We start from the raw sequence: 18,894 nt of genomic DNA on the forward strand, positions 1-18,894 counted from the left end.
GAGGTCTGGTGAGTCAGGCGACGGGATGGCGATTGAACGACGAATAGCGTCCGCTCACATGATGTTCGAGCTGGCGTTCGATATCCGCGAGGAGGCTCGATGCGCCGATGCGCAACAGATCCGGTTCGAGCCATTCGCGCCCGAGTTCTTCCTTCATGAGGATCTGATATTCGAGCACCGACTTCGCGGTGGACACGCCGCCCGCGGGCTTGAAACCGATCGCGACACCGGTGCGCGCGAGATACTCGCGGATCATGCGCACCATCACGAGCGACACGTCGAGTGTGGCGTTGACGCCTTCCTTGCCTGTCGATGTCTTGATGAAATCGGCGCCGGCCATCATGCAGATCATCGACGCCTTCGCGACGTTCGACAGCGTGCGGATGTCGCCGGTGGCGAGAATCGCCTTCACATGTGCGTCGCCGCAAGCCGCGCGGAAATCGCGCATCTCGTCGTATAGCGCCTGCCAGTTACCCGTCAGCACATGCTCGCGCGTGACGACGATATCGATCTCGGACGCGCCATCTTTCACCGACGCCTCGATCTCGCGCAGCTTCAGGTCATGCGGAATGAGCCCGGCGGGAAAGCCCGTCGATACAGCCGCGACCGGAATGCCGCTGCCTTCGAGCGCGTTCACCGCCGTTTTCACGTAGCGGTGGTAGACGCACACCGCGCCCGTCGTGATCGATGCGGGCGCCATGCCGAGCGCGTCGAGCAGATCGTCGCGCAATGGACGGCGCGCCTTCGCGCACAGGCGTTCGACACGACCGTGAGTATCGTCGCCGCTCAGCGTCGTGAGGTCGATGCAGGTGATGGCCTTCAGCAGCCACGCCGCCTGCGCGTCTTTCTTGACGGCGCGGCGGGTGCCGAGCGTCGATGTGCGGCGCGCGACAGCCGACTGATTCACGCGCAGCCCGTCGAGCCACGCGAGATCGAACGGCACGCCGGGATTGCGGGCGCTATGAGCCTGGGTCTTGCCAGGCCACGCGACGATGGACTTCGATGCAGTTTCCAGCATGAGATCGGGTATGCCGGCGTCTTGTGCGACGCACAACAGTTTTTGATAGATTGATCTCAGTTTATAACAGTCTTGTTAGGATCGTAACATAGGGAAAGTTCGGAGTTGCAGCGGCCCGTTTCGTAAATAAGCGGAACGAAGCTTGCTCGCTTCACCCTGCGGCAGGCTTGTCGTAAGCCTGACGCAACAGGACCGCAAGCGTCTCAGCGAGGAGCGCGCCATGAACGCATCGTCCGCAGACCACGATCTCGTCGTGCTCGTCCATAGCGGTGGCCAGAAAGCCGCGCGCGGGCAACACGAAATCGAAACGCAACGCGCGCTCGCCGGACAACTCGCAGCGCTCATCGGTGTGCCGTTCGGCGGTGACATCGACGAGGCGCGCCGCCATGCGCATCGCTATCTCATCCCCGACGACACGCTTTTGCTCGACGACGCGCGACGCATGGGCGTGACGCGTGAAGACGATCTGTTCGGCGGCGTCGTGCCTTATCCGTTCGTCGCGACGAAAGTCGTCGCGCATGGTTTGCCGCCCGGCGCGCGTGCAAAGCCTGCCGGATGGCCGGACGAACTCGGCGATCGCATCGGGCATCTGGTGCTGCCGGGATATTCGGTGTTTGCGCGCGACGATGCGCACGCCGCCGCCGCGCTGCTGTGGAGAGACGGCGCGGTGCGGCTCAAGCGTCCATCGGGCATCGGCGGAAGCGGACAGGCGGTGATCGCCGATGCAAACCAACTGGACGCGCAACTCGACGACATCGGCGACGATGCGCTTCGGACGGAAGGCATCGTGCTGGAGCGAGACTTGCGCGATATCGCGACGTACAGCGTGGGATGGCTGTGCATCCGCGCGCACGAGGCGAGCTACTACGGCGTGCAACACCTGACGCGCAACAATCACGGACACGACGTCTACGGCGGTTCCGATCTCGTCGTCGTGCGCGGCGGATTCGATGCGCTGGAGCGCCTCGAAATGCCAGACGACGCACGCATGTCGATCCGGCTGGCACGCACGTTCGATGCCGCCATCCGCGACACGTTTCCCGATTTCTTCGCGTCGCGCCGCAATTACGACGTCGCCTGCGGCACGGACGATCAGGGCGATCACGTTTGCGGCGTGCTGGAGCAATCGTGGCGGCTCGGCGGCGCGAGCGGCGCGGAACTCGGCGCATTGCAGGCGTTCGCGGACGATCCGGCGCTTGCGGTCGTGCGCGCATCGACCGTCGAAATCTATGGCGACGATGCGGACGTTCCCGCCGATGCGTGCATCTCGTATCGCGGTGTCGATCCGCACAGTGGGCCCATCACGAAGTTCTATACGGTCGAAAGGAGCGATTGAATGACGGCAGACCGGCAGCAGATTCAGATTCCCGTCGAACGCGGTTATCTCGACGGCACCGTGGTCACGCCCGAGACGACCATTCCGGGCGTGCTCTTCGTGCACGGCTGGGGCGGCGATCAGGCGCAATACATGGAGCGGGCGCGCCAAGCGGCGGCGCTCGGCTGCGTATGCCTGACGTTCGATCTGACCGGCCATGCGCGCACCAGGGAAGCGCACGAAACCGTGACACGCGAAACGAATCTCGGCGACGTGCTCGCGGCCTATGACACGCTCGCCGCGCATCCGCTCGTCGATTCGACGTCGATCGCGGTGATCGGCAGCAGTTACGGCGGCTATCTCGCGTCGATCGTCACGTCGATGCGTCAGGTGCGCTGGCTCGGCCTGCGCGTGCCGGCCCTTTATCTCGACGATGGCTGGAACATCCCGAAGCGCACGCTGCACAAGGAGCATGATCTCGTCGCGTATCGCAGACGCATCGTGAGCGCGAGCGAGAACCGCGCGCTGCGCGCGGCGGCGGAGTTCGGCGGCGACGTGTTGCTGGTCGAGTCGCAGCACGACGAAATCGTGCCGCATACGGTGCTCGCCAGCTATCTTCAGGCGTTCCTGCGCGCGCACTCGCTGACGTATCGCGTGATCGACGGCGCGGATCATGGCTTGTCGGATGAAGGCAGTCAGCGCGCTTACACGGGGCTCGTCATCAACTGGCTGGCGGAGATGATCAGCGGAAGGCGCGCGGGCAGCCACGGCGAGAGTTAGCAACGCCCTCCGGGTCCACGCTTTGCTGTTTGATGGAACCCCCACCTGACAACGGAGCACATGATGCCTCGCCAAATCCTCACACAAACAAAGACCGCGGCGGCGACGCAAGCCGCGCAACATCAGGACGCCATAGAAATTCTGATGGACGATCATCGCGCGGTCGAAAAGCTGTTCGATGCGTTCGAGAAAGCGGGAGACGATGATCTCGACGCGAAGACTACACTGGTTCGACGCGCCTGCGAAGAACTGACCGTCCACGCAATGATCGAAGAAGAACTCCTCTACCCCGCTGCGCAAAAAGCGCTGGACGCAGATGACCGTCCGGACGTCGAGGAAGCGTACGTCGAGCATTTTCTCGTGAAGGTGCTGATCGACAAGTTCACTACACTGAGAGCGGGCGAAGCGGGTTTCGATGCGACTTTCAAGGTGATGAGCGAGATGGTGCGCCATCACATCGAGGAGGAAGAATCGGAACTGTTTCCGAAGCTGCGCAAGTCCGGCGCCGACCTGAACGAACTCGGCACCAGGATGATGCGACGCAAGGAGGAACTGGAATCGAAGATCCCGAAAGATGCCGGCGATAACACGATGCGCCTGCATTGACCTCAACCTTCTACGCGTACCGGAACCGAAATATGAAAAACCCTTGGGTAAAGAAGAATCCGTTTATGAGCATGTGGCTTTCGGGAGCGAACGCGGTCATTGGTTCGACGCGAGGCCGCGCGACTGCGCAAGCGAAGCGGCAGGTAGCAACTTTCTGGTCGGCGGCTCTCACGCCGAGCAAGCCGAAAAAGCGCCGCTCGGGGCGTTGAGCGCTCACTCATTCGCGCAAAGCGTTGAAGAGATCGGCGAATGCACGGTGGGTCGACGCGCTCAATCCCGCGCCGACCGCCGTCTGGACCGTGCGCCGAAGCCCGAGAATGGTGACGCCAATCAACGCCAGCGCGATCAGTTCAGCGTTCGGCGTGCGCAGGAACCACGGCGCGGACTGCGGCTTCGGTAATGCACGGGGTACATACGCGACGCGCATCGGTTCATTCGCCACATATGCGGCCAGCAGTTCCGTGCGCGATTCCGCCATGCGTGCGAGCACGGCTGCCTGAGCCTCGGCATGCTTCATTGCGCCACCTCCCTGATTGCTTCGACGTCGCGCCGCAACTGGTCGCGCAGTAACTGGAACGGCTCGGCCGGCTTGCGCGACATCATCACGATGACAGCGATGACCGCGACGGCGAGCCACGCGCCTGCGACGCACCATGCCGTCAGCACGAGATGCGGTGTGCCGACAGCCGTCACGATCACGGCGATGGAAACGAACGACAGTGTAAATAGCGCACCGATGGTCAGCGCGACCAGCGCGACAATCTCGTGCAGCACGCGCTTTTTCGTTTCTGCGAGTTCGATGGGTATCAGCTCGCCATAATCGACGAAACGCCCCGCGCAGAAATGACCGATCCTGCGCCAGTTGGAGATCGTTTTCTGAATTGTCATCGTGCTTCTCCGGCGAGGGATCGGTGCGGTGTGCACCGTGATACAGCAGCGCGCATGCCAGCGTCGTGAGACGCAAAAAAAACGCGCTCGCATTGTCTGCGGCGCGTTTTTCTTTCCTCTTGAGGAAGCGTGATTACTTGAGTTCGTCCGGCACCTTGCCGCCGTTTTCCGCGAGCTTCTGCATCACCTGCTTGTGCAGCCAGATGTTCATCGCGGCGGAATCTTCCGTGTTGCCGCTGTAGTGCAGCTCCGAAGCGAGTTCCTTTCGCGCGGACAGGCTGCTGTCGAGGCCGAGCAGCTTCATCAGATCGACGATCGAGGTACGCCAGTTGAGCTGTTCGCCGTGATTGGCCTGAAGCTGTGTCAGCACCGCTTCTACATCCACTTCCTGCTTCGGTGCGGCGGGTTGCGCAGGCTCAGGCGCAGTTGCCGGAGCCGCCGTCGCCGCCGGCTGGCCCGCGTTTGCGGCTGGCGCGGCGGGTGCACTGTCGTGGTGAAAGATTTTGTTCAGGATATTGGAAAAGATACTCATGGCGCCTCCTTTTGAAGTGGGCCACCCATTATAGGCAAGCGCCATGCCGCCTCTATTTCTGCACGCCCGGTCGCAACGGTGTCACATTACGTCCCGTGCGCGGCGCTATGCGCGCGAGGAACACCACGCCTGCTGCCAGCACGGACATGGCGGCAAGCCCCGTCAATCCGCCCTGAATCGAACCAGTCTTCTGTTCGAGAAAGCCGAAGGTCGCCGGTGCAACGAAGCCGCCCAAATTGCCGATCGAATTGATCAGCGCGAGCACGGGCGCTGCGATGCGCGCATCGAGATAGCCTTGCGGAATCGGCCAGAACAGCGACGACGCCGCCTTGAAACCGATCGCCGCAAAGCAGATCGCGATGAACGAGAACACTGGACTGCCCAGCCCCGCCGCATACATGCCGGCCGCCGCGATCAGCAATACGCACGCGACCCACGCCTGCTGGAACTTGAAGCGCGCCGCGAGCGCCGCGAACAGATACATCGCGACGATGGAGATCAGCCACGGAATCGAGTTGAACAGCCCGACCTGGAAGTCGTTGAGATGCCCCATCTTGCGGATGATGCTCGGCAGCCAGAACGTCGCGCCGTAGATCGTCAGCGAGACCGAGAAATAGATCAGGCAGAAGATCAAGATCTGCGGGTCGCGCAGCAGACTCCACGCCGACGGCGTCTTCACATGCGCCGCATCGCGGCGGCGCTGCTCGTCCTCGATTTCGGCGACGACCGCTTCCTGCTCTTCACGCGTGAGCCATTTGGCGTCGCGCGGTTTCGAATCGAGCCAGAACCACACGAAGCCCGCGAGCACCACCGACGCCATGCCTTCGATGATGAACATCCACTGCCAGCCATGCAGGCCCGCGCCCTGGATCAGCATCAGGCCGCCCGAGATTGGACCGGAGAACACCGACGCGAGCGCGGAACCGCTCAGGAAAATGGCCATCGCCTTGCCGCGCTGGTCGCGCGGCAGCCATTGCGTGAAATAGAACACGACGCCGGGAAAGAAGCCCGCTTCGGCTGCGCCGAGCAGCAGACGCATCGCATAGAACGAGGTTTCGCCCTGCACGAAGGCCATGCCGGTCGCGGCGAGCCCCCAGGTGATCATGATGCGCGTGAGCCACGCGCGCGCGCCGAAGCGCTGCATCAGCATGTTCGACGGCACTTCGAACACCGCATAGCTCACGAAGAAGAGACCCGCGCCGAGCCCGTAGGCCGCGGCGCCGATGCCGAGATCCGCGCTCAGATGCTGACGCACGAACCCGATATTCACCCGGTCGATGTAATTGACGATGAACATCACGACGAACAGCGGCAGCACATGCCACTTGATCTTGTGAACCGCGCTCGACAGCGCGCTGGAATGACTCATGAGGTTGTCTCCTGGGAATGCGCGTGTACTTGTTCTATGACTCAGAAGCGCGGGTTCTTGCCGGTGAAGTCCGGCTGATACTTGCGCATCTGCGTGAGATCGTCGCGATTGCGCACGCCGCACGTCAGGTATTGCTCGTGCAATTCGGCGAGCTTCTCGCGATCGAGCTCGACGCCCAGGCCCGGCGTCGTCGGTACGCGCACCGAGCCGTTGTCGAACACGACGCGGCCGCCCTTGATGATTTCCTCTTCCTGCCACGGATAGTGCGTGTCGCACGCATACGTGAGGTTCGGCACGCTGGCCGCGACATGCGTCATCGCCATCAGGCTGATGCCGAGATGCGAGTTCGAATGCATCGACATGCCGAAGCCCCACAGCTTCGCCATCCGCGCGAGCGTTTGCGTCGCGCGCAGGCCGCCCCAGTAGTGGTGATCGGACAGCAGCACCTTGATCGAGCCCATGTTGCAGCCGCGCCGGAAGTCGTCCATCGTGGTGATGACCATGTTGGTCGCGAGCGGCAGCTTCGTGTGCTTCTGCAGTTCGGCCATGCCTTCGAGGCCGGGGCACGGGTCTTCGTAGTATTCGAGAATTTCGTCGAGCGCGGGCGCGGCCTTGATGCTCGTTTCCAGCGTCCAGTTCGCATTCGGATCGAGACGCAGCGGCATGCCGGGGAACGCCTTCGCGAGCGCCTGCATGCAGGCGATTTCATGCGCGGGCTCGAACACGCCGCCCTTCAGCTTGATGCTCTGAAAACCGTACAGGTCGATCATGCGCTGTGCCTGCGCGACGATCTGCTCCGGGCTGATGCCCTCGCCCCACGCATCGGGCGCATACGGCTTGTCGATGTGCTCCGCGTACTTGAAGAACAGATACGCGCTGTACGGCACCGCGTCGCGGACCTTGCCGCCGAGCAGATCGACGACCGGCGCGCCGATGATCTGCCCTTGCAGATCGAGCATCGCCACTTCGAGCGTGCTGATGACCTTCGGCGCGTTCTTCGCGGCGTGCGAGCCGGGCGCGAGTTCGAATTCGACCGCGCCGGGCGTCGCCTTGATCGTCGCGCGCACGCGCTCTTCCATCTGGTTCAGATCGAACGGCGACAGGCCGATCACGAGATCCTTGGCCTGATCCAGCACGCGCAGCATCGGTTCATCGCCGTAAGTTTCGGAGATGCCGACGCGGCCGTCGCTCGTTTCCAGTTCCACGATCGCGCGCAGCGCCCACGGCTCGTGGATGCCCGCGGCGTTCAGCAACGGACCGTCGCGAAAGGCGATCGGCGTGATTCGGACCTGCGTGATGGAAATTTGACGAGGCATGTCGGCGTCCGGAAGTAGCGAGAGAGTAGCCGAATAGTAAAGCACTAATGTATTAGTGTGTCAGTCGGGTATACGCGGACGCGCAGACTATCTCGACATCGTTCCATTTCGGGCCGGAGCGCGGCTATAGTACTAATGTTTCAGTCGCCTTCTGTTCGCGCATACCATGAAAAACGCCGCTTCCGCCTCGATTCATCGCCTCGACCGCTCGCGTCACGCCGCGCCGCAAGTCTTCGAACGGCTGCGCGACATGATTCTGTCGCTGGAACTGGCGCCCGGCACGGTGCTGTCGCGCACCGAACTCGCGACGCGCTACGGCCTCAGCCAGACGCCCGTGCGCGACGCGCTGATGAAGCTCGGCGAGGAAGGTCTGGTCGATATCTTTCCCCAGCACGCGACGGTCGTGAGCCAGATCAACGTGGCGTCGGCATTGCAGGCGCATTTTCTGAGGCGCTCGATCGAGCTGGAAGTCGTGCGCACGCTGGCGCGCGAACACAAGGCGTCGCTGATTGCGCGGCTGCGCGCGACGATCGCCGAGCAGATGGAATGGCTGGAGCCACAGGACGTCGAGCAGTTTTCAGCGCTCGATCAGGCTTTTCACCGGCAGATGTATGAGGCGGCGGGTGTGCCGCAGCTTTGGGATCTGGTGCGGAGACTGAGCGGTCACATCGACCGGTTGCGGCGCTTGCACTTGCCGGTCGAGGGCAAGACGATGGCTGTCGTGCGGGATCACACGGAGATCGTCGATGCGATCGAAAAGGGCGATCTCGATGCCGCCGATGCCGCGTTGCGCAAGCATCTTTCGGGCACGCTCAGTCAGGTGGATGAGATTCGCACCCGTCATCCGACTTTTGTGACTGATCACTGAGCGTGCGCTTGCCGTTCAGACGCCGTAAGCATCCAACCGAGCCGCATACCACCGCGAGAACTGCTCGACATAACTCTCGGTAAAAGGCGAAAACACCCCCGGCCGGTAGGCCGGATCCTGCGTCCCTTCATGCGTGATCTCGACGAGATGCTTGTCCTGCGCATTCGTCGCGACCCACACTTCGGTCAGATCCTGAATCTGATAATCGACGCCTTCGACCGCATCCGCATGCACGAGCCATTTCGAGCGCACGAGCGTTTTATCCGGCGCAAGCGGAATGATGTACGACACCACCGCATGGTCGCTCATCACGTGCGTCCATGAGTTGTGCGTCCACAAATGCGTGTCGCCGAGATCGCGCCGCTGCAGGTTGCCAAGCAGCTTCTGGCTCGCGGCCTTCGTGCTGATGGTCTGCGATTCTCCGTGTCCCGCGATGACGAGTTGCTGCGTCCTGAACTGCGTGACTGCATCCTCGCCCAGCCATTCGACGGTCGCGCTCGTGAAGCCGTCACTCTCCCAGCTCGCCTGGCACGCCGCGTTGCGTTCCTTGTACGCCGCGATTTCGCGAAGCGCTTCATCGGTGAGATTCTCGGGACAGAAACCGAAATCCTCCGGCAAGAACGAGGCGGTCAGTTCCGGATGCGTCGCCGCACAGTGATAGCACTCGCGATTGTTCTCGATCACGAGCTTCCAGTTGCCGTTCTCGATGATCTCCGATTCGAACGCGATCTTCGTATTGCGCAGATCGTAAGGCGCGAAACGTGGGGCCATCGTTGCTTCGAGTTTTGAAATGTCGGCGGGCGGCTCGTCGGCGAGACACACGAAAACATGCGTGCCGACGATGCGCGTATGCACCGGAATCAGGCTGCGGCAGGTCGGATCGAAATCGCGGCCCATGTGCGCGGCGTGCCGCAGGCTGCCGTCGAGATCGTAAGTCCACTGGTGATACGGACACACCAGCATGCCGACGGTCGACTTGCCCGGCTCCTTCAGACGCGCGCCGCGATGGCGGCAGACATTGCGATAGGTGCGGATGTTCTCATCGTCGTCGCGAACCATGATGATCGAGGCGCGGCCGATGTCGACGGTGGACACGTCGCCCGGCTCGGGAACGTCCGCCGTCACGCCCACCAGAATCCAGTGCTTCTGGAAAAAGATCTCGACATCTTTCTCGAACACGTCCTGCCGCCCGAACAGCTCGCCCGGCATGCCGTGACCGGGCTCGCGGCTGCGGATCAGTTCGCCTTGGGTTCTGATTTGCACTTCGGACATCGTCGCTCTCCAACGTTCAGGGGATCGGGACTCCGAGTGGTCCCGCGATATCCTGAGTATTGGATCGCTGATAAATAGCGTCAACGCGCTTTATTTTCCGTCTCGAATAACTTTGGATTATGCGTGCGCGTCCTCGCGCAGCCAGTTGATCAGACCATCGATGGCGGGCGTGATCGTGCGGCCGTGCGGCACCACGACGAAGTAGCTTTCCGTCGGTTTGAACGCCGCGACGGGCAGCCTGACGAGCTCGCCGCTCTCGACGAGATCGTGCACCAGCCGGCCCCAGCCGAGCGCGACGCCCTGGCCGTAGCGCGCGGCCTGGATCGCATCGGTGTAGAGGCTGCAACGAAGCGCGAAATTCAGCCGCATCGGCCGGAAGCCGACCGCGTGGAACCACTCTTCCCAGCCCATCCAGCCTTCGGTCGTCGAATCCGATTCGACGAGCACGGCGCCCGCGAGTTCTTCCAGCGACGCCGGCGCGGGCTGCGCCTGCAACCATGTGGGCGAGCAGACCGGAAACACTTCTTCGTCGAACAGCAAGGTGGCGGTGCCATCCGGCCAGATGCCGTTGCCGAAGCGCACCGCGACGTCGATTTCCTTGTGCCGCAGGTCTGCCGTGAACATCTGCGTGGACAGGCGCAATTGCAGATCGGGCTGCACCGCCTTGAGTGAAGCCAGGCGCGGCAGCAGACGAAAATGCGAGAACGCGGAGGTTGCCGCGAGCACGAGTTCCTGCTGCACCGGGCCGCGCGCGAGACGATCGAACACGCTCGCGATCTTCTGCATCGACTCCGCGACGACCCGGTACAAGGCTTCGCCTTCATCCGTCAGTTCGATCGCGCGATGCAGGCGGCGAAAGAGCCGCGTGCCGAGCGTCTCTTCCAGGAAGCGCACCTGACGGCTCACCGCGGCCTGCGTGACGCCCAGTTCATGCGCGGCGAGCGTGAAGCTGCCGAGCCGCGCGACGGCTTCGAACTCGACCAGCGCCGTCACCGACGGAATCAGCCGCCGATACCCCTTGGTTTTCTCGATGGCCGGTTTCATGCGGCGCTCACTGCATCGCCTTCGCCTCGGAGGCGGGCCATCCCTGCATCATCGTCGCGATTTCCTCGTCGAGCCATTGACGAAACTGAACATATTCCGGACGCGACTTCGCATTGCGATGCGTAATCACATAGTGATGTCGATCGTGAAACACGAGCGCGTCGTCGACGGGACGGACCAGCTTCTTCTGCTCCACCTGACGATGCACCAGATGATGCCAGCCGAGCAAGGTGCCCTCGCCCGCTTCGGCCTGCGCGACCAGCAGCCGATAGTCGTTGCTCTCGAGATCGTCGTGCTGATCGAGCCGTTCGGAACCGTCGCCTTGCTGATACCAGTTCTTCCACACGCGCCAGTCGACGTGCTCGCACACCTGCGCGCGCCCGAGCAGCGACAGGCTCAGCGTGGGATGCGCGAGCAGATCGAGCGGCTTGAGCGTACGCCCATGAAAATAGCGCTCGTGAAACGGCACGCTGCACACCGGATACACGATGTCGTGAAAGAGCGGCTCGACTTCGTATTCCGCCTCGCGCGGCGGGTTCTTCGTGATGATGACATCGGGCTCCATGAGATCATCGAGTTCCATGAAGTGCTCGGTGACCATCACGTGCAGGCGGATGTTCGGAAAGCGCTGGCGAAACGCGGGCAAGCGGAACGACAGCCAGAGCGCCGAAAACGTATGGGAGATGCAGAGCGTCAGCGCATGGCGATCGACCCGCCGCACCGCTTGCGCCGCCTCCGCGATGTTCATGATCGACAAATACGACGCGTTGTAGAGAATGCGGCCCGCGTCGGTCAGCGCGATGTGCCGGCCGGTGCGCTCGAACAGCGCTACTTCGAGCGTGTCTTCGAGCTCCTTGATCTGCCGGCTCACCGCCGCCTGGGTGACGCACAGCACTTCAGCGGCCTGCGTGAAGCTTTCGTAGCGCGCGGCGGTGACGAAGCACCGGAGCGCGCGCAACGATGGCATCTGGGCGAGAAGCCTGTCCGCGAACTGCTGTTTCTTCTGCATGTGCATCACCTTCCAGGGCTCGCGATTATCGCTTGTTCTTCGTATCTTGCGCGTTCACTCGCGCCCTTGCACGCGGCGCAGGATCGAGTCGAGCGCCTGCGCGTAGTGCGCGTACGTGCCCCGCTCCGACAGCTCGCGGTTGAGCTGTTCGTTGAGACCGCCGGGCGTGCTCGCCTGTCCGATCATCGCGGAAAATGGCTCCGTGCCCGAGGCTGCTTCATGAGCGAGCCCCACATGATAGCCCGACAAAAACGAACGGGCCGACGCGTACGGCATGCCTTGCCGCACGAGCCACGACGCCTGCTCCTCCAGCAGCGCGAAGAAGGCCGCCATCGTCGCGGTTGCGGCGGACAGGGCGTTGAACTGATGTTCGTCGTCGACTTCGACCGCTTCGCCGAGCGGCGCGAACAACGCTCGCGCGATGTCGTCGCGCGGGCAGATCGCGGTACTGCCCTTGCCCGCCGCCACCGCGGGCAAAGGGATTGCGCGCACGACCTTTTCCGGGCCGCGCACGAATGCCCGCACCTGATCGAGCGACTTGCCCGCGAGGAAGCTGATGATGTGATGCCGCGCATCGAAGGCGAGTTCGCTCAATACATCCGATGCGATCTGCGGCAAGACCGCGAGACACACGACATCCGATGAATCGAGCACGTCCTGATTGCTTGCGCAAACCTCGATGCGCGGGTCCAGCTTCGCGAGCCGCGCGGCGGTGTTGGCATTGCGCGGCGACAGCGCGACGTGCTCGAAAGCAACGTCGCAACGGATCATGCCGGTCACGACGGCCTCCGTGATCGCGCCGGTACCGATGAAGCCTATACGCATGGTGCCTCGTCCAGTGTTCAGTCGAGCTTCAGCCAGGTGGTCTTCAGCTCGCAGTATTGATCGTGCGCGTAGACCGACTTGTCGCGTCCGCCGAAGCCGGACTGCTTGAAGCCGCCGAAAGGCGTCGAAAGGTCGCCCTCGCCGAAGCAGTTCACGGTCACGGTGCCAGCGCGGATGCGCGCCGCGATCTTGTGCGCCTGATTTACGTTATCGGTCCACAGCGATGCCGCGAGTCCGTAGCACGTATCGTTGGCGATTCGCACGGCCTCGTCGACGTCAGCATATTCGATAAAGCACACGACCGGGCCGAAGACCTCGTCGCGCGCGATGCTCATCTCCGGCGTGACATTGTCGAAGATGGTCGGCTCGACGAACCAGCCGCCCGTTTCCGTGAGCGTCGCATTGCCGCCGCAGACGACCCGCGCGCCTTCCGCCTTCGCCTTCTCGATATGACCGAGCACCTTGCGGTAGTGCGCTTCCTCGATGAGCGAGCCGAGCTTGACATCGGGGTCGAGCGGATCGCCGGTTTTCCAGCCTTCGAGCACGGCCAGCATCTTCTTCAGCAGTTCATCCTTGTGGCTCGCATGCACCAGGATGCGCGAGCCCGCGCTGCAGTTCTCGCCCATGTTCCAGAACGCGGCGGCGACGGCCTGTTCGGCGACGGCATCGAGATTGGCGACGTCGGGCAGCACGACCTGCGGATTCTTGCCGCCGCATTCGAGCACGACGCGCTTCAGGTTGGTATCGGCGGAATAGCGCAGGAAACGCTTGCCGGTTTCGGTCGAGCCCGTGAACGCGACGAGATCGACATCCGCATGCGTGCCGAGCGCCTGCCCCGCGCTTTCGCCGAAGCCGGTCACGACGCTGAACACGCCGGGCGGCACGCCCGCTTCAATCGCGAGATCGGCGATCCGCAACGTCGACAGCGACGTCTGCTCCGCCGGCTTGACGATGACGCTATTGCCCACCGACAGCGCCGGTCCGATCTTCCACGCCAGCATCAGCGCCGGGAAATTCCACGGCAGCACCGCGCCGACGACGCCGATCGGCTCGCGCGTGATCATGCTCACGACGCTCGAACCCGAGGGCGACAGCGCGTCGTAACGCTTGTCCGTGACCTCGGCGTGCCAGCGGATGCACGCCGCCGATTCGGGGATATCGAGCCCCATGCATTCGCTGATCGGCTTGCCTGCTTCGAGCGCTTCGAGCAGCGCGAGTTCGTCCGCGTTGTCGTCGATGAGTTGCGCGAGGCGCAGCAGGACTGCCTTTCGTTGCGACGGTGCGGCCTTCGACCACACGCCCGATTCGAACGCATCACGCGCCGCGACGACCGCGCGATCGATGTCCTTGGCGTCGCACTTCGCGATTTCCGCGAGCACCTTGCCTGTCGACGGATTGCGCGTGCCGAACGTCTCGTTCGAAGCTGCGTTGCAGCGTTGCCCCGCGATGAATGCGCGGCCGTCCAGCGACAGGTTGTCCGCCATGCGTTGCCATTCCTGATGCGTCGTCATGTCATGTCCTCACAGATTCAAAGTTCGGCGCCCGCCGAGAATTCCTTCACCCAGATCGCCGCGGATACCGCGACGTCCGCGATCGGCCGGATCGGCAGCGAGCGCGGATGCGGCTGTTGCAGGAGTTGATTGATCAGATCGTTCGATTGCCCGAGCGCGTGTTCCGCGATCAGCTTGCCCGCCGCCGAGCCACGGCTCAGGCCCAGCCCGTTGCAGCCGACCGCCTCGTACACGCCGTCGTCGCGTTGCCCGAAGAGCGCGCCATTGTTCGCCGACAGGCACAGCGCGCCGCCCCACGTGTATTGCAATTCGACATCCTTCAACATCGGGAAGCGGCGATCGAACGAGCGCTGATGCAGGTGCTTCGCTTTGGCGAGATCGCCTTCCGATACCGAGAGGTTCGGCCGGAACGCGAAATGGTTGCGCACGCAGATACGGTTCGTCGCGAGACGGCGCACGGTGGTGCCCATCGGGTCGGCGGGAATCAGCGCCCATGAGTTCGTGCCGCCGAGCCGCGCGATTTCTTCATCGCTCATCACGCGCGACATCGACGCGAAGGTATAGACCGGCAGCAGGCCGTTCGGATGGCCGCCGAAGGTCGCCGCATACGCGTTGGTGCACAGCACGACGCGCTGCGCTTCGATCGTGCCGTTCGCGAAGCTCAAGAGCTTGGTCTGGCCGCGCGTTTCCATGCCCTTCACGGCGCTCATTTCGAACACCGTCACGTTCGACGGCTGCGTGGCCGCGAGACCGCGCATGAGCGCCGCCGGCTGGACCGTGCTGCATCCCGGCGTGAAAAGCGCGCTCTGATAGAAGCGCGTGCCCGTCACTTTCGCGATCGCGTTTTCGTCGAGCCATTCGCAGGCTTCGCCGATGCGCGCGAGTCCGTCCGCGAAGTGCGTCAGCGCCGCGTGCCCCTTCTTGTTCACCGACGCGTGATACTTCCCGTCGTCGCGCCAGTCGCAATCGATGCCATATGTCTTGACGGTGCTGCGCACATAGTCGATGCCATGCCGTTGCAGCCGCACGTCGGCCTTGTCGGCCTCGACACTGCGCGAATAACTCTCGCTGCTGATGTCATGCGGCAAATCCACGAAAAAGCCCGAGTTGCGGCCCGCCGTCGAACGCCCGATGCGATCGGCCTCGACGAGCGCGATCGATGCATCGGGCGCAAGCTCTGCGAGCCGCCGCGCCGCGCACAAGCCCGTGATGCCGCCGCCGACCACCACGAAGTCGAAGCGCTGCTCATCCGTCACGCCCTTCGCGGGCGCGGCGGGCGGCAGGCTCTCCCACCAGCCATTGACGCCATCGGGTGCGGGAAACCGCATGAAGTCCAGTTTCGAGGCCATGCAGGTTTTACTGAGCGTTGCGCAGCAGGGGTTGAACGATCTTGGCGAAAGCGCTGCGCTCGTCGTCGTTGAGCGTGCCGAGCGGCGCGCGCGCGTTGCCCACGCGCGTGCCGGCGAGTTCGCATCCGTAACGCACGTACTGGATGAATTTGCCGCTGCGCTCCAACAGTTCGAGCACCGGCAGGAGCTGCGTCATCAGCTTGCGGCCCGTGACGAAGTCGCCGCGTTTCACACATGCTTCGAGCAGATCGGTATGCGCTTCGGGCAGGAAGTTCGACGCGCCCGCGACCCAGCTTCGCACGCCCCATGCGAAGAATTCGAGCGCCTGATCGTCCATGCCGCAGCTCAACAAGAAGCGGTCCGGCAGATGCGTCGCGAGATGATGCAGATGCGCGATGTCGCCCGTGCTCTCTTTCATCGCCGCGAAGTTGGGGCGTTCGAGCAGCTTGTCGAGGACTTCATCGCCGATCGCCGTGCCGGTGCGCGCCGGGAAGTTGTAGAGCATGACCGGCATGTCGAGCGCGTCATCGACCTTCAAAAGATGGTCGAGCAGTTCTTCCTGCGTCGGCTGCACGTAGTAAGGCGCGGCGACCAGCAACGCGTTATAACCCGCGCGCTTCGCTTCCTTACCCAGAAGCAGCACTTCCTTCGTCGTGGTCGCGTTGATGCCTGCCGTGAGATACGTCTTGCCGCCGACCGCGGATGCCACCGTGTCGAACGTCTTCACGCGCTCTTCGAAACTGAGCGCGTAGTATTCGCCGGTGGTGCCGCCCACGCCCAGGCCCGAGACGCGGCCGACGAGACTGGCGGCGTGCTTGCCGAGCAGGTCGTGATCGATTTCGGCGTCGGCCTTGAACGGGGTGACGAGCGGAGTATGTACGCCTTCGAAGCTCATGTCAGTCTCTCTAATGAATGGATCGTGTGTGATCGTGCGGGACGCGCGTCAGATGAGCGCTTCCGCATGTGAATAGATCGGAAAGGTGCTGCACAGATCGCGCACGCGGGCGCGCACCGCGCGCTCCACGTGCGCATCGCCATTCGGTTCGCGTTCGAGCGCGGCCAGTACGTCGAGAATCATTTCGCCGACCTGTTCGAACTGCGCGGCACCGAAGCCGCGCGTGGTCGCGGCGGGCGTGCCGAGACGGATGCCCGAGGTCACCATCGGGCTTTCGGTATCGAACGGAATGCCGTTCTTGTTGCATGTGATGCCCGCGCGTTCCAGCGCCTTCTCCGCCTGCATGCCGGTGAGACGCTTGCCGCGCAGATCGACGAGCAGCAGATGGTTGTCCGTGCCGCCCGTCACGAGGCTCAGGCCGCCGGCTTGCAGCACCTTGCCCAAGGCCTGTGCGTTGCGCAGCACGCGATCGATATACGCGCTGAACTCGGGTCGCAGCGCTTCGCCGAACGCGACCGCCTTGCCGGCGATCACATGCATCAGCGGACCGCCTTGCAGACCCGGAAACACCGCCGAATCGATCTTTCTGGCGATCTCGCCGTTGTTGGTGAGGATGAAACCGCCGCGCGGGCCGCGCAGCGTCTTGTGCGTCGTGGATGTGACGACGTCGGCGAACGGCACCGGATTCTGATGCCGCCCCGCCGCGACGATGCCCGCGATATGCGCCATGTCCACCATCAACAGCGCGCCGACGCTGTCCGCGATGTCGCGGAACGCTGCGAAATCGAGGGCACGCGGATACGCGGAATATCCCGCGATGATCAGCTTCGGGCGATGCTGCTCTGCGAGCCGCCGGACTTCGTCGTAATCGATGCGCAGCGTGTCCGGGTTCACGCCGTACTGCACCGCGTTGAACCATTTGCCCGACAGCGCCGGACGCGCACCGTGCGTGAGATGGCCGCCCGCATCGAGCGACATGCCCATCACGGTGTCGCCGGGCCTGAGCAGTGCGAGCATCACCGCGCCGTTCGCCTGCGCACCCGAATGCGGCTGCACGTTGGCGAACTCGGCGTCGAACAGCGCCTTTACGCGGTCGATCGCCAGCGCCTCGATGCGATCTACATGTTCGCAGCCGCCGTAGTAACGCTTTGACGGATAGCCTTCGGCGTACTTGTTCGTCAGCACGGTGCCCTGCGCTTCCATCACCGCCGACGACACGATATTTTCGGATGCAATCAGTTCGATCTGCGTTTGCTGACGGCGCAACTCCAACGCGATCTCCGATGCGATCACGGGATCGTGGCTCTGCAGGCTTTCGCCAAAGAAGCGCGAATACTCGTTCACGGGAAATACTCCGAAGTGTCGTGCACTACAGCCTTACTGTTCGAGCCACGCCTTGACCTTGTCCGGATGCGCGTCGACGAACTTCTTCGCGGCCGTGGCGTAGTCGTTGGTCGAATTGCCTTCGAACTCGATGGCTTCGACATCCGCGAGCGTCAGCTTGAGATGCTTGAAGAAGACATCCGCGCGCGGGAACTTCTTCGCGAACTGTTTCGATGCGAACGCGTGAACCTGCTCTTCCCCGCCGAGCGTGCCCTTCGGGTCCTTCAGATAGCGCATCTGCCACTTCTGGAACAGCCAGTGCGGGCTCCACACCGTCGCGACGATCCACTGCTTCGAACCGTATGCGCGCTGAACCGACGCGAGCATGCCGGCCTCGCTCGACGACTGCAGCTTGTAACCCGACAGGTCGTAGGCCTTGATGGTCTTCTCCGACGCCTGCATGAGACCGCCGCCCGGCTCGATGCCCTGGATCACGCCGTTGAGCTGCTTCTGCACTTCCGGTTTCTTCAGGTCTTCGATCGACGAAAGCTGCGACTCGGGCACATACGCTGGCACCGCCCAGCCGTTCTTGCCGCCCGTGTAGATGATGCCGACGTCGTCGAGCGTGTCCTTGTAGCGCGCGACATACTGACCGTGCGTCACCGGCAGCCAGCCGCCGACCATGATGTCCAGATCGCCGCGCGACACGCCCTGATACTGGATGCCGATATCCGCCTGAACGAACTGCACCGGCTGCTGAAGCTTGGTTTCGAGCACGTACTTCGCGACATTGGCGACCGCGAGCACATCGGCCCAGTTCGTGACCGCGATCTTGAGCGGCTCGGCGGACATCGCCGGACTCGCGCCGACCCCGAACGCCACGATGGCCGGCGTCACTATCTTGACTATCAATGATTTGATGAAGCTGTTTTTCATTTCGTACTCCGTATCTGACGATTCAGTATTGGGTGGCT

General features: G+C 63.1%; 19 protein-coding genes. 4 read left to right on the forward strand and 15 right to left on the reverse strand.

Annotation, left to right across the window (positions count from 1 at the left end; genetic code table 11):
* Positions 1–13: 13 nt before the first annotated feature.
* Complete coding sequence (deoC, locus tag AWB80_RS28800) at positions 14–1,018, reverse strand: deoxyribose-phosphate aldolase (RefSeq protein ID WP_061178125.1); 1,005 nt, start codon at positions 1,016–1,018, stop codon at positions 14–16.
* Between the two features lie 220 nt (positions 1,019–1,238).
* Between deoC and AWB80_RS28805 the strand changes: the two genes are divergently transcribed.
* The 3 genes from AWB80_RS28805 to AWB80_RS28815 all read left to right on the forward strand — a co-directional run bounded on the left by AWB80_RS28805 (position 1,239) and on the right by AWB80_RS28815 (position 3,719).
* On the forward strand, positions 1,239–2,354 hold the full coding sequence (locus AWB80_RS28805; protein ID WP_061178126.1) for a DUF3182 family protein: 1,116 nt from the start codon (positions 1,239–1,241) through the stop codon (positions 2,352–2,354).
* On the forward strand, positions 2,355–3,113 hold the full coding sequence (locus tag AWB80_RS28810) for an alpha/beta hydrolase family protein (protein ID WP_061178084.1): 759 nt from the start codon (positions 2,355–2,357) through the stop codon (positions 3,111–3,113).
* 63 nt (positions 3,114–3,176) lie between these two features.
* Entirely contained in the window at positions 3,177–3,719 is a 543-nt protein-coding gene (locus AWB80_RS28815; protein ID WP_061178127.1) for a hemerythrin domain-containing protein, read from the forward strand.
* Between the two features lie 217 nt (positions 3,720–3,936).
* Here AWB80_RS28815 and AWB80_RS28820 read toward each other — a convergent pair whose 3' ends face one another.
* From AWB80_RS28820 to AWB80_RS28840, 5 genes are all read right to left on the reverse strand, one after another.
* On the reverse strand, positions 3,937–4,236 hold the full coding sequence (locus AWB80_RS28820) for a hypothetical protein (protein WP_061178086.1): 300 nt from the start codon (positions 4,234–4,236) through the stop codon (positions 3,937–3,939).
* On the reverse strand, positions 4,233–4,607 hold the full coding sequence (locus tag AWB80_RS28825; protein ID WP_061178087.1) for a phage holin family protein: 375 nt from the start codon (positions 4,605–4,607) through the stop codon (positions 4,233–4,235). The genes AWB80_RS28820 and AWB80_RS28825 overlap by 4 nt, the downstream gene beginning before the upstream one ends.
* A 133-nt stretch (positions 4,608–4,740) precedes the next feature.
* On the reverse strand, positions 4,741–5,139 hold the full coding sequence (locus tag AWB80_RS28830) for a DUF3597 domain-containing protein (RefSeq protein ID WP_061178088.1): 399 nt from the start codon (positions 5,137–5,139) through the stop codon (positions 4,741–4,743).
* A gap of 52 nt (positions 5,140–5,191) precedes the next feature.
* Positions 5,192–6,508 carry an MFS transporter gene (locus tag AWB80_RS28835; protein ID WP_061178089.1) on the reverse strand — a complete coding sequence of 439 codons (1,317 nt, stop codon included), beginning with the start codon at positions 6,506–6,508 and terminating at the stop codon, positions 5,192–5,194.
* Positions 6,509–6,549: 41 nt separating this feature from the next.
* Positions 6,550–7,824, reverse strand: a complete 1,275-nt coding sequence (locus AWB80_RS28840) for a glucarate dehydratase family protein (protein ID WP_061178090.1) — start codon at positions 7,822–7,824, stop codon at positions 6,550–6,552.
* A 166-nt stretch (positions 7,825–7,990) separates the two neighbouring features.
* Here AWB80_RS28840 and AWB80_RS28845 point away from each other — a divergent pair, with 166 nt between their 5' ends.
* Positions 7,991–8,692 (forward strand): GntR family transcriptional regulator, encoded by a 702-nt coding sequence (locus AWB80_RS28845; protein ID WP_061178091.1) that lies wholly within the window; start codon positions 7,991–7,993, stop codon positions 8,690–8,692.
* A 15-nt stretch (positions 8,693–8,707) separates the two neighbouring features.
* Here AWB80_RS28845 and AWB80_RS28850 read toward each other — a convergent pair whose 3' ends face one another.
* From AWB80_RS28850 to AWB80_RS28890, 9 genes are all read right to left on the reverse strand, one after another.
* Positions 8,708–9,964 (reverse strand): aromatic ring-hydroxylating oxygenase subunit alpha, encoded by a 1,257-nt coding sequence (locus AWB80_RS28850; RefSeq protein ID WP_061178092.1) that lies wholly within the window; start codon positions 9,962–9,964, stop codon positions 8,708–8,710.
* 117 nt (positions 9,965–10,081) lie between these two features.
* Entirely contained in the window at positions 10,082–11,008 is a 927-nt protein-coding gene (locus AWB80_RS28855) for a LysR substrate-binding domain-containing protein (RefSeq protein ID WP_061178093.1), read from the reverse strand.
* A gap of 7 nt (positions 11,009–11,015) precedes the next feature.
* Positions 11,016–12,017 (reverse strand): LysR family transcriptional regulator, encoded by a 1,002-nt coding sequence (locus AWB80_RS28860; RefSeq protein WP_061178128.1) that lies wholly within the window; start codon positions 12,015–12,017, stop codon positions 11,016–11,018.
* A 54-nt stretch (positions 12,018–12,071) separates the two neighbouring features.
* Positions 12,072–12,842, reverse strand: coding sequence for a pyrroline-5-carboxylate reductase (locus tag AWB80_RS28865; RefSeq protein WP_061178094.1), 771 nt, complete (start codon positions 12,840–12,842; stop codon positions 12,072–12,074).
* A 17-nt stretch (positions 12,843–12,859) separates the two neighbouring features.
* On the reverse strand, positions 12,860–14,353 hold the full coding sequence (locus AWB80_RS28870) for an aldehyde dehydrogenase (RefSeq protein ID WP_061178095.1): 1,494 nt from the start codon (positions 14,351–14,353) through the stop codon (positions 12,860–12,862).
* Positions 14,354–14,370: 17 nt separating this feature from the next.
* The gene (locus tag AWB80_RS28875) at positions 14,371–15,702 is read right to left on the reverse strand and encodes an NAD(P)/FAD-dependent oxidoreductase (RefSeq protein WP_061178096.1); all 1,332 of its coding nucleotides are present in this window, start codon (positions 15,700–15,702) and stop codon (positions 14,371–14,373) included.
* 7 nt (positions 15,703–15,709) lie between these two features.
* Positions 15,710–16,597 (reverse strand): dihydrodipicolinate synthase family protein, encoded by an 888-nt coding sequence (locus tag AWB80_RS28880; protein ID WP_061178097.1) that lies wholly within the window; start codon positions 16,595–16,597, stop codon positions 15,710–15,712.
* A gap of 48 nt (positions 16,598–16,645) precedes the next feature.
* The gene (gene glyA, locus AWB80_RS28885; RefSeq protein WP_061178098.1) at positions 16,646–17,941 is read right to left on the reverse strand and encodes a serine hydroxymethyltransferase; all 1,296 of its coding nucleotides are present in this window, start codon (positions 17,939–17,941) and stop codon (positions 16,646–16,648) included.
* Between the two features lie 33 nt (positions 17,942–17,974).
* Positions 17,975–18,856, reverse strand: coding sequence for a glycine betaine ABC transporter substrate-binding protein (locus tag AWB80_RS28890; protein WP_061178099.1), 882 nt, complete (start codon positions 18,854–18,856; stop codon positions 17,975–17,977).
* Positions 18,857–18,894: the final 38 nt, after the last annotated feature.

This window comes from Caballeronia pedi (assembly GCF_001544915.2).
Classification (GTDB): domain Bacteria; phylum Pseudomonadota; class Gammaproteobacteria; order Burkholderiales; family Burkholderiaceae; genus Caballeronia; species Caballeronia pedi.

Coding starts and splice junctions, on each gene's coding strand:
- deoC (WP_061178125.1), bottom strand. CDS start 1,018: ATGCTGGAAACTGCATCGAAGTCCATCGTCGCGTGGCCTGGCAAGACC.
- AWB80_RS28845 (WP_061178091.1), top strand. CDS start 7,991: ATGAAAAACGCCGCTTCCGCCTCGATTCATCGCCTCGACCGCTCGCGT.
- AWB80_RS28875 (WP_061178096.1), bottom strand. CDS start 15,702: ATGGCCTCGAAACTGGACTTCATGCGGTTTCCCGCACCCGATGGCGTC.
- AWB80_RS28860 (WP_061178128.1), bottom strand. CDS start 12,017: ATGCAGAAGAAACAGCAGTTCGCGGACAGGCTTCTCGCCCAGATGCCA.
- AWB80_RS28850 (WP_061178092.1), bottom strand. CDS start 9,964: ATGTCCGAAGTGCAAATCAGAACCCAAGGCGAACTGATCCGCAGCCGC.
- AWB80_RS28825 (WP_061178087.1), bottom strand. CDS start 4,607: ATGACAATTCAGAAAACGATCTCCAACTGGCGCAGGATCGGTCATTTC.
- AWB80_RS28880 (WP_061178097.1), bottom strand. CDS start 16,597: ATGAGCTTCGAAGGCGTACATACTCCGCTCGTCACCCCGTTCAAGGCC.
- AWB80_RS28815 (WP_061178127.1), top strand. CDS start 3,177: ATGCCTCGCCAAATCCTCACACAAACAAAGACCGCGGCGGCGACGCAA.
- AWB80_RS28840 (WP_061178090.1), bottom strand. CDS start 7,824: ATGCCTCGTCAAATTTCCATCACGCAGGTCCGAATCACGCCGATCGCC.
- AWB80_RS28870 (WP_061178095.1), bottom strand. CDS start 14,353: ATGACGACGCATCAGGAATGGCAACGCATGGCGGACAACCTGTCGCTG.
- AWB80_RS28830 (WP_061178088.1), bottom strand. CDS start 5,139: ATGAGTATCTTTTCCAATATCCTGAACAAAATCTTTCACCACGACAGT.
- AWB80_RS28820 (WP_061178086.1), bottom strand. CDS start 4,236: ATGAAGCATGCCGAGGCTCAGGCAGCCGTGCTCGCACGCATGGCGGAA.
- AWB80_RS28890 (WP_061178099.1), bottom strand. CDS start 18,856: ATGAAAAACAGCTTCATCAAATCATTGATAGTCAAGATAGTGACGCCG.
- AWB80_RS28855 (WP_061178093.1), bottom strand. CDS start 11,008: ATGAAACCGGCCATCGAGAAAACCAAGGGGTATCGGCGGCTGATTCCG.
- AWB80_RS28805 (WP_061178126.1), top strand. CDS start 1,239: ATGAACGCATCGTCCGCAGACCACGATCTCGTCGTGCTCGTCCATAGC.
- AWB80_RS28835 (WP_061178089.1), bottom strand. CDS start 6,508: ATGAGTCATTCCAGCGCGCTGTCGAGCGCGGTTCACAAGATCAAGTGG.
- AWB80_RS28865 (WP_061178094.1), bottom strand. CDS start 12,842: ATGCGTATAGGCTTCATCGGTACCGGCGCGATCACGGAGGCCGTCGTG.
- AWB80_RS28810 (WP_061178084.1), top strand. CDS start 2,355: ATGACGGCAGACCGGCAGCAGATTCAGATTCCCGTCGAACGCGGTTAT.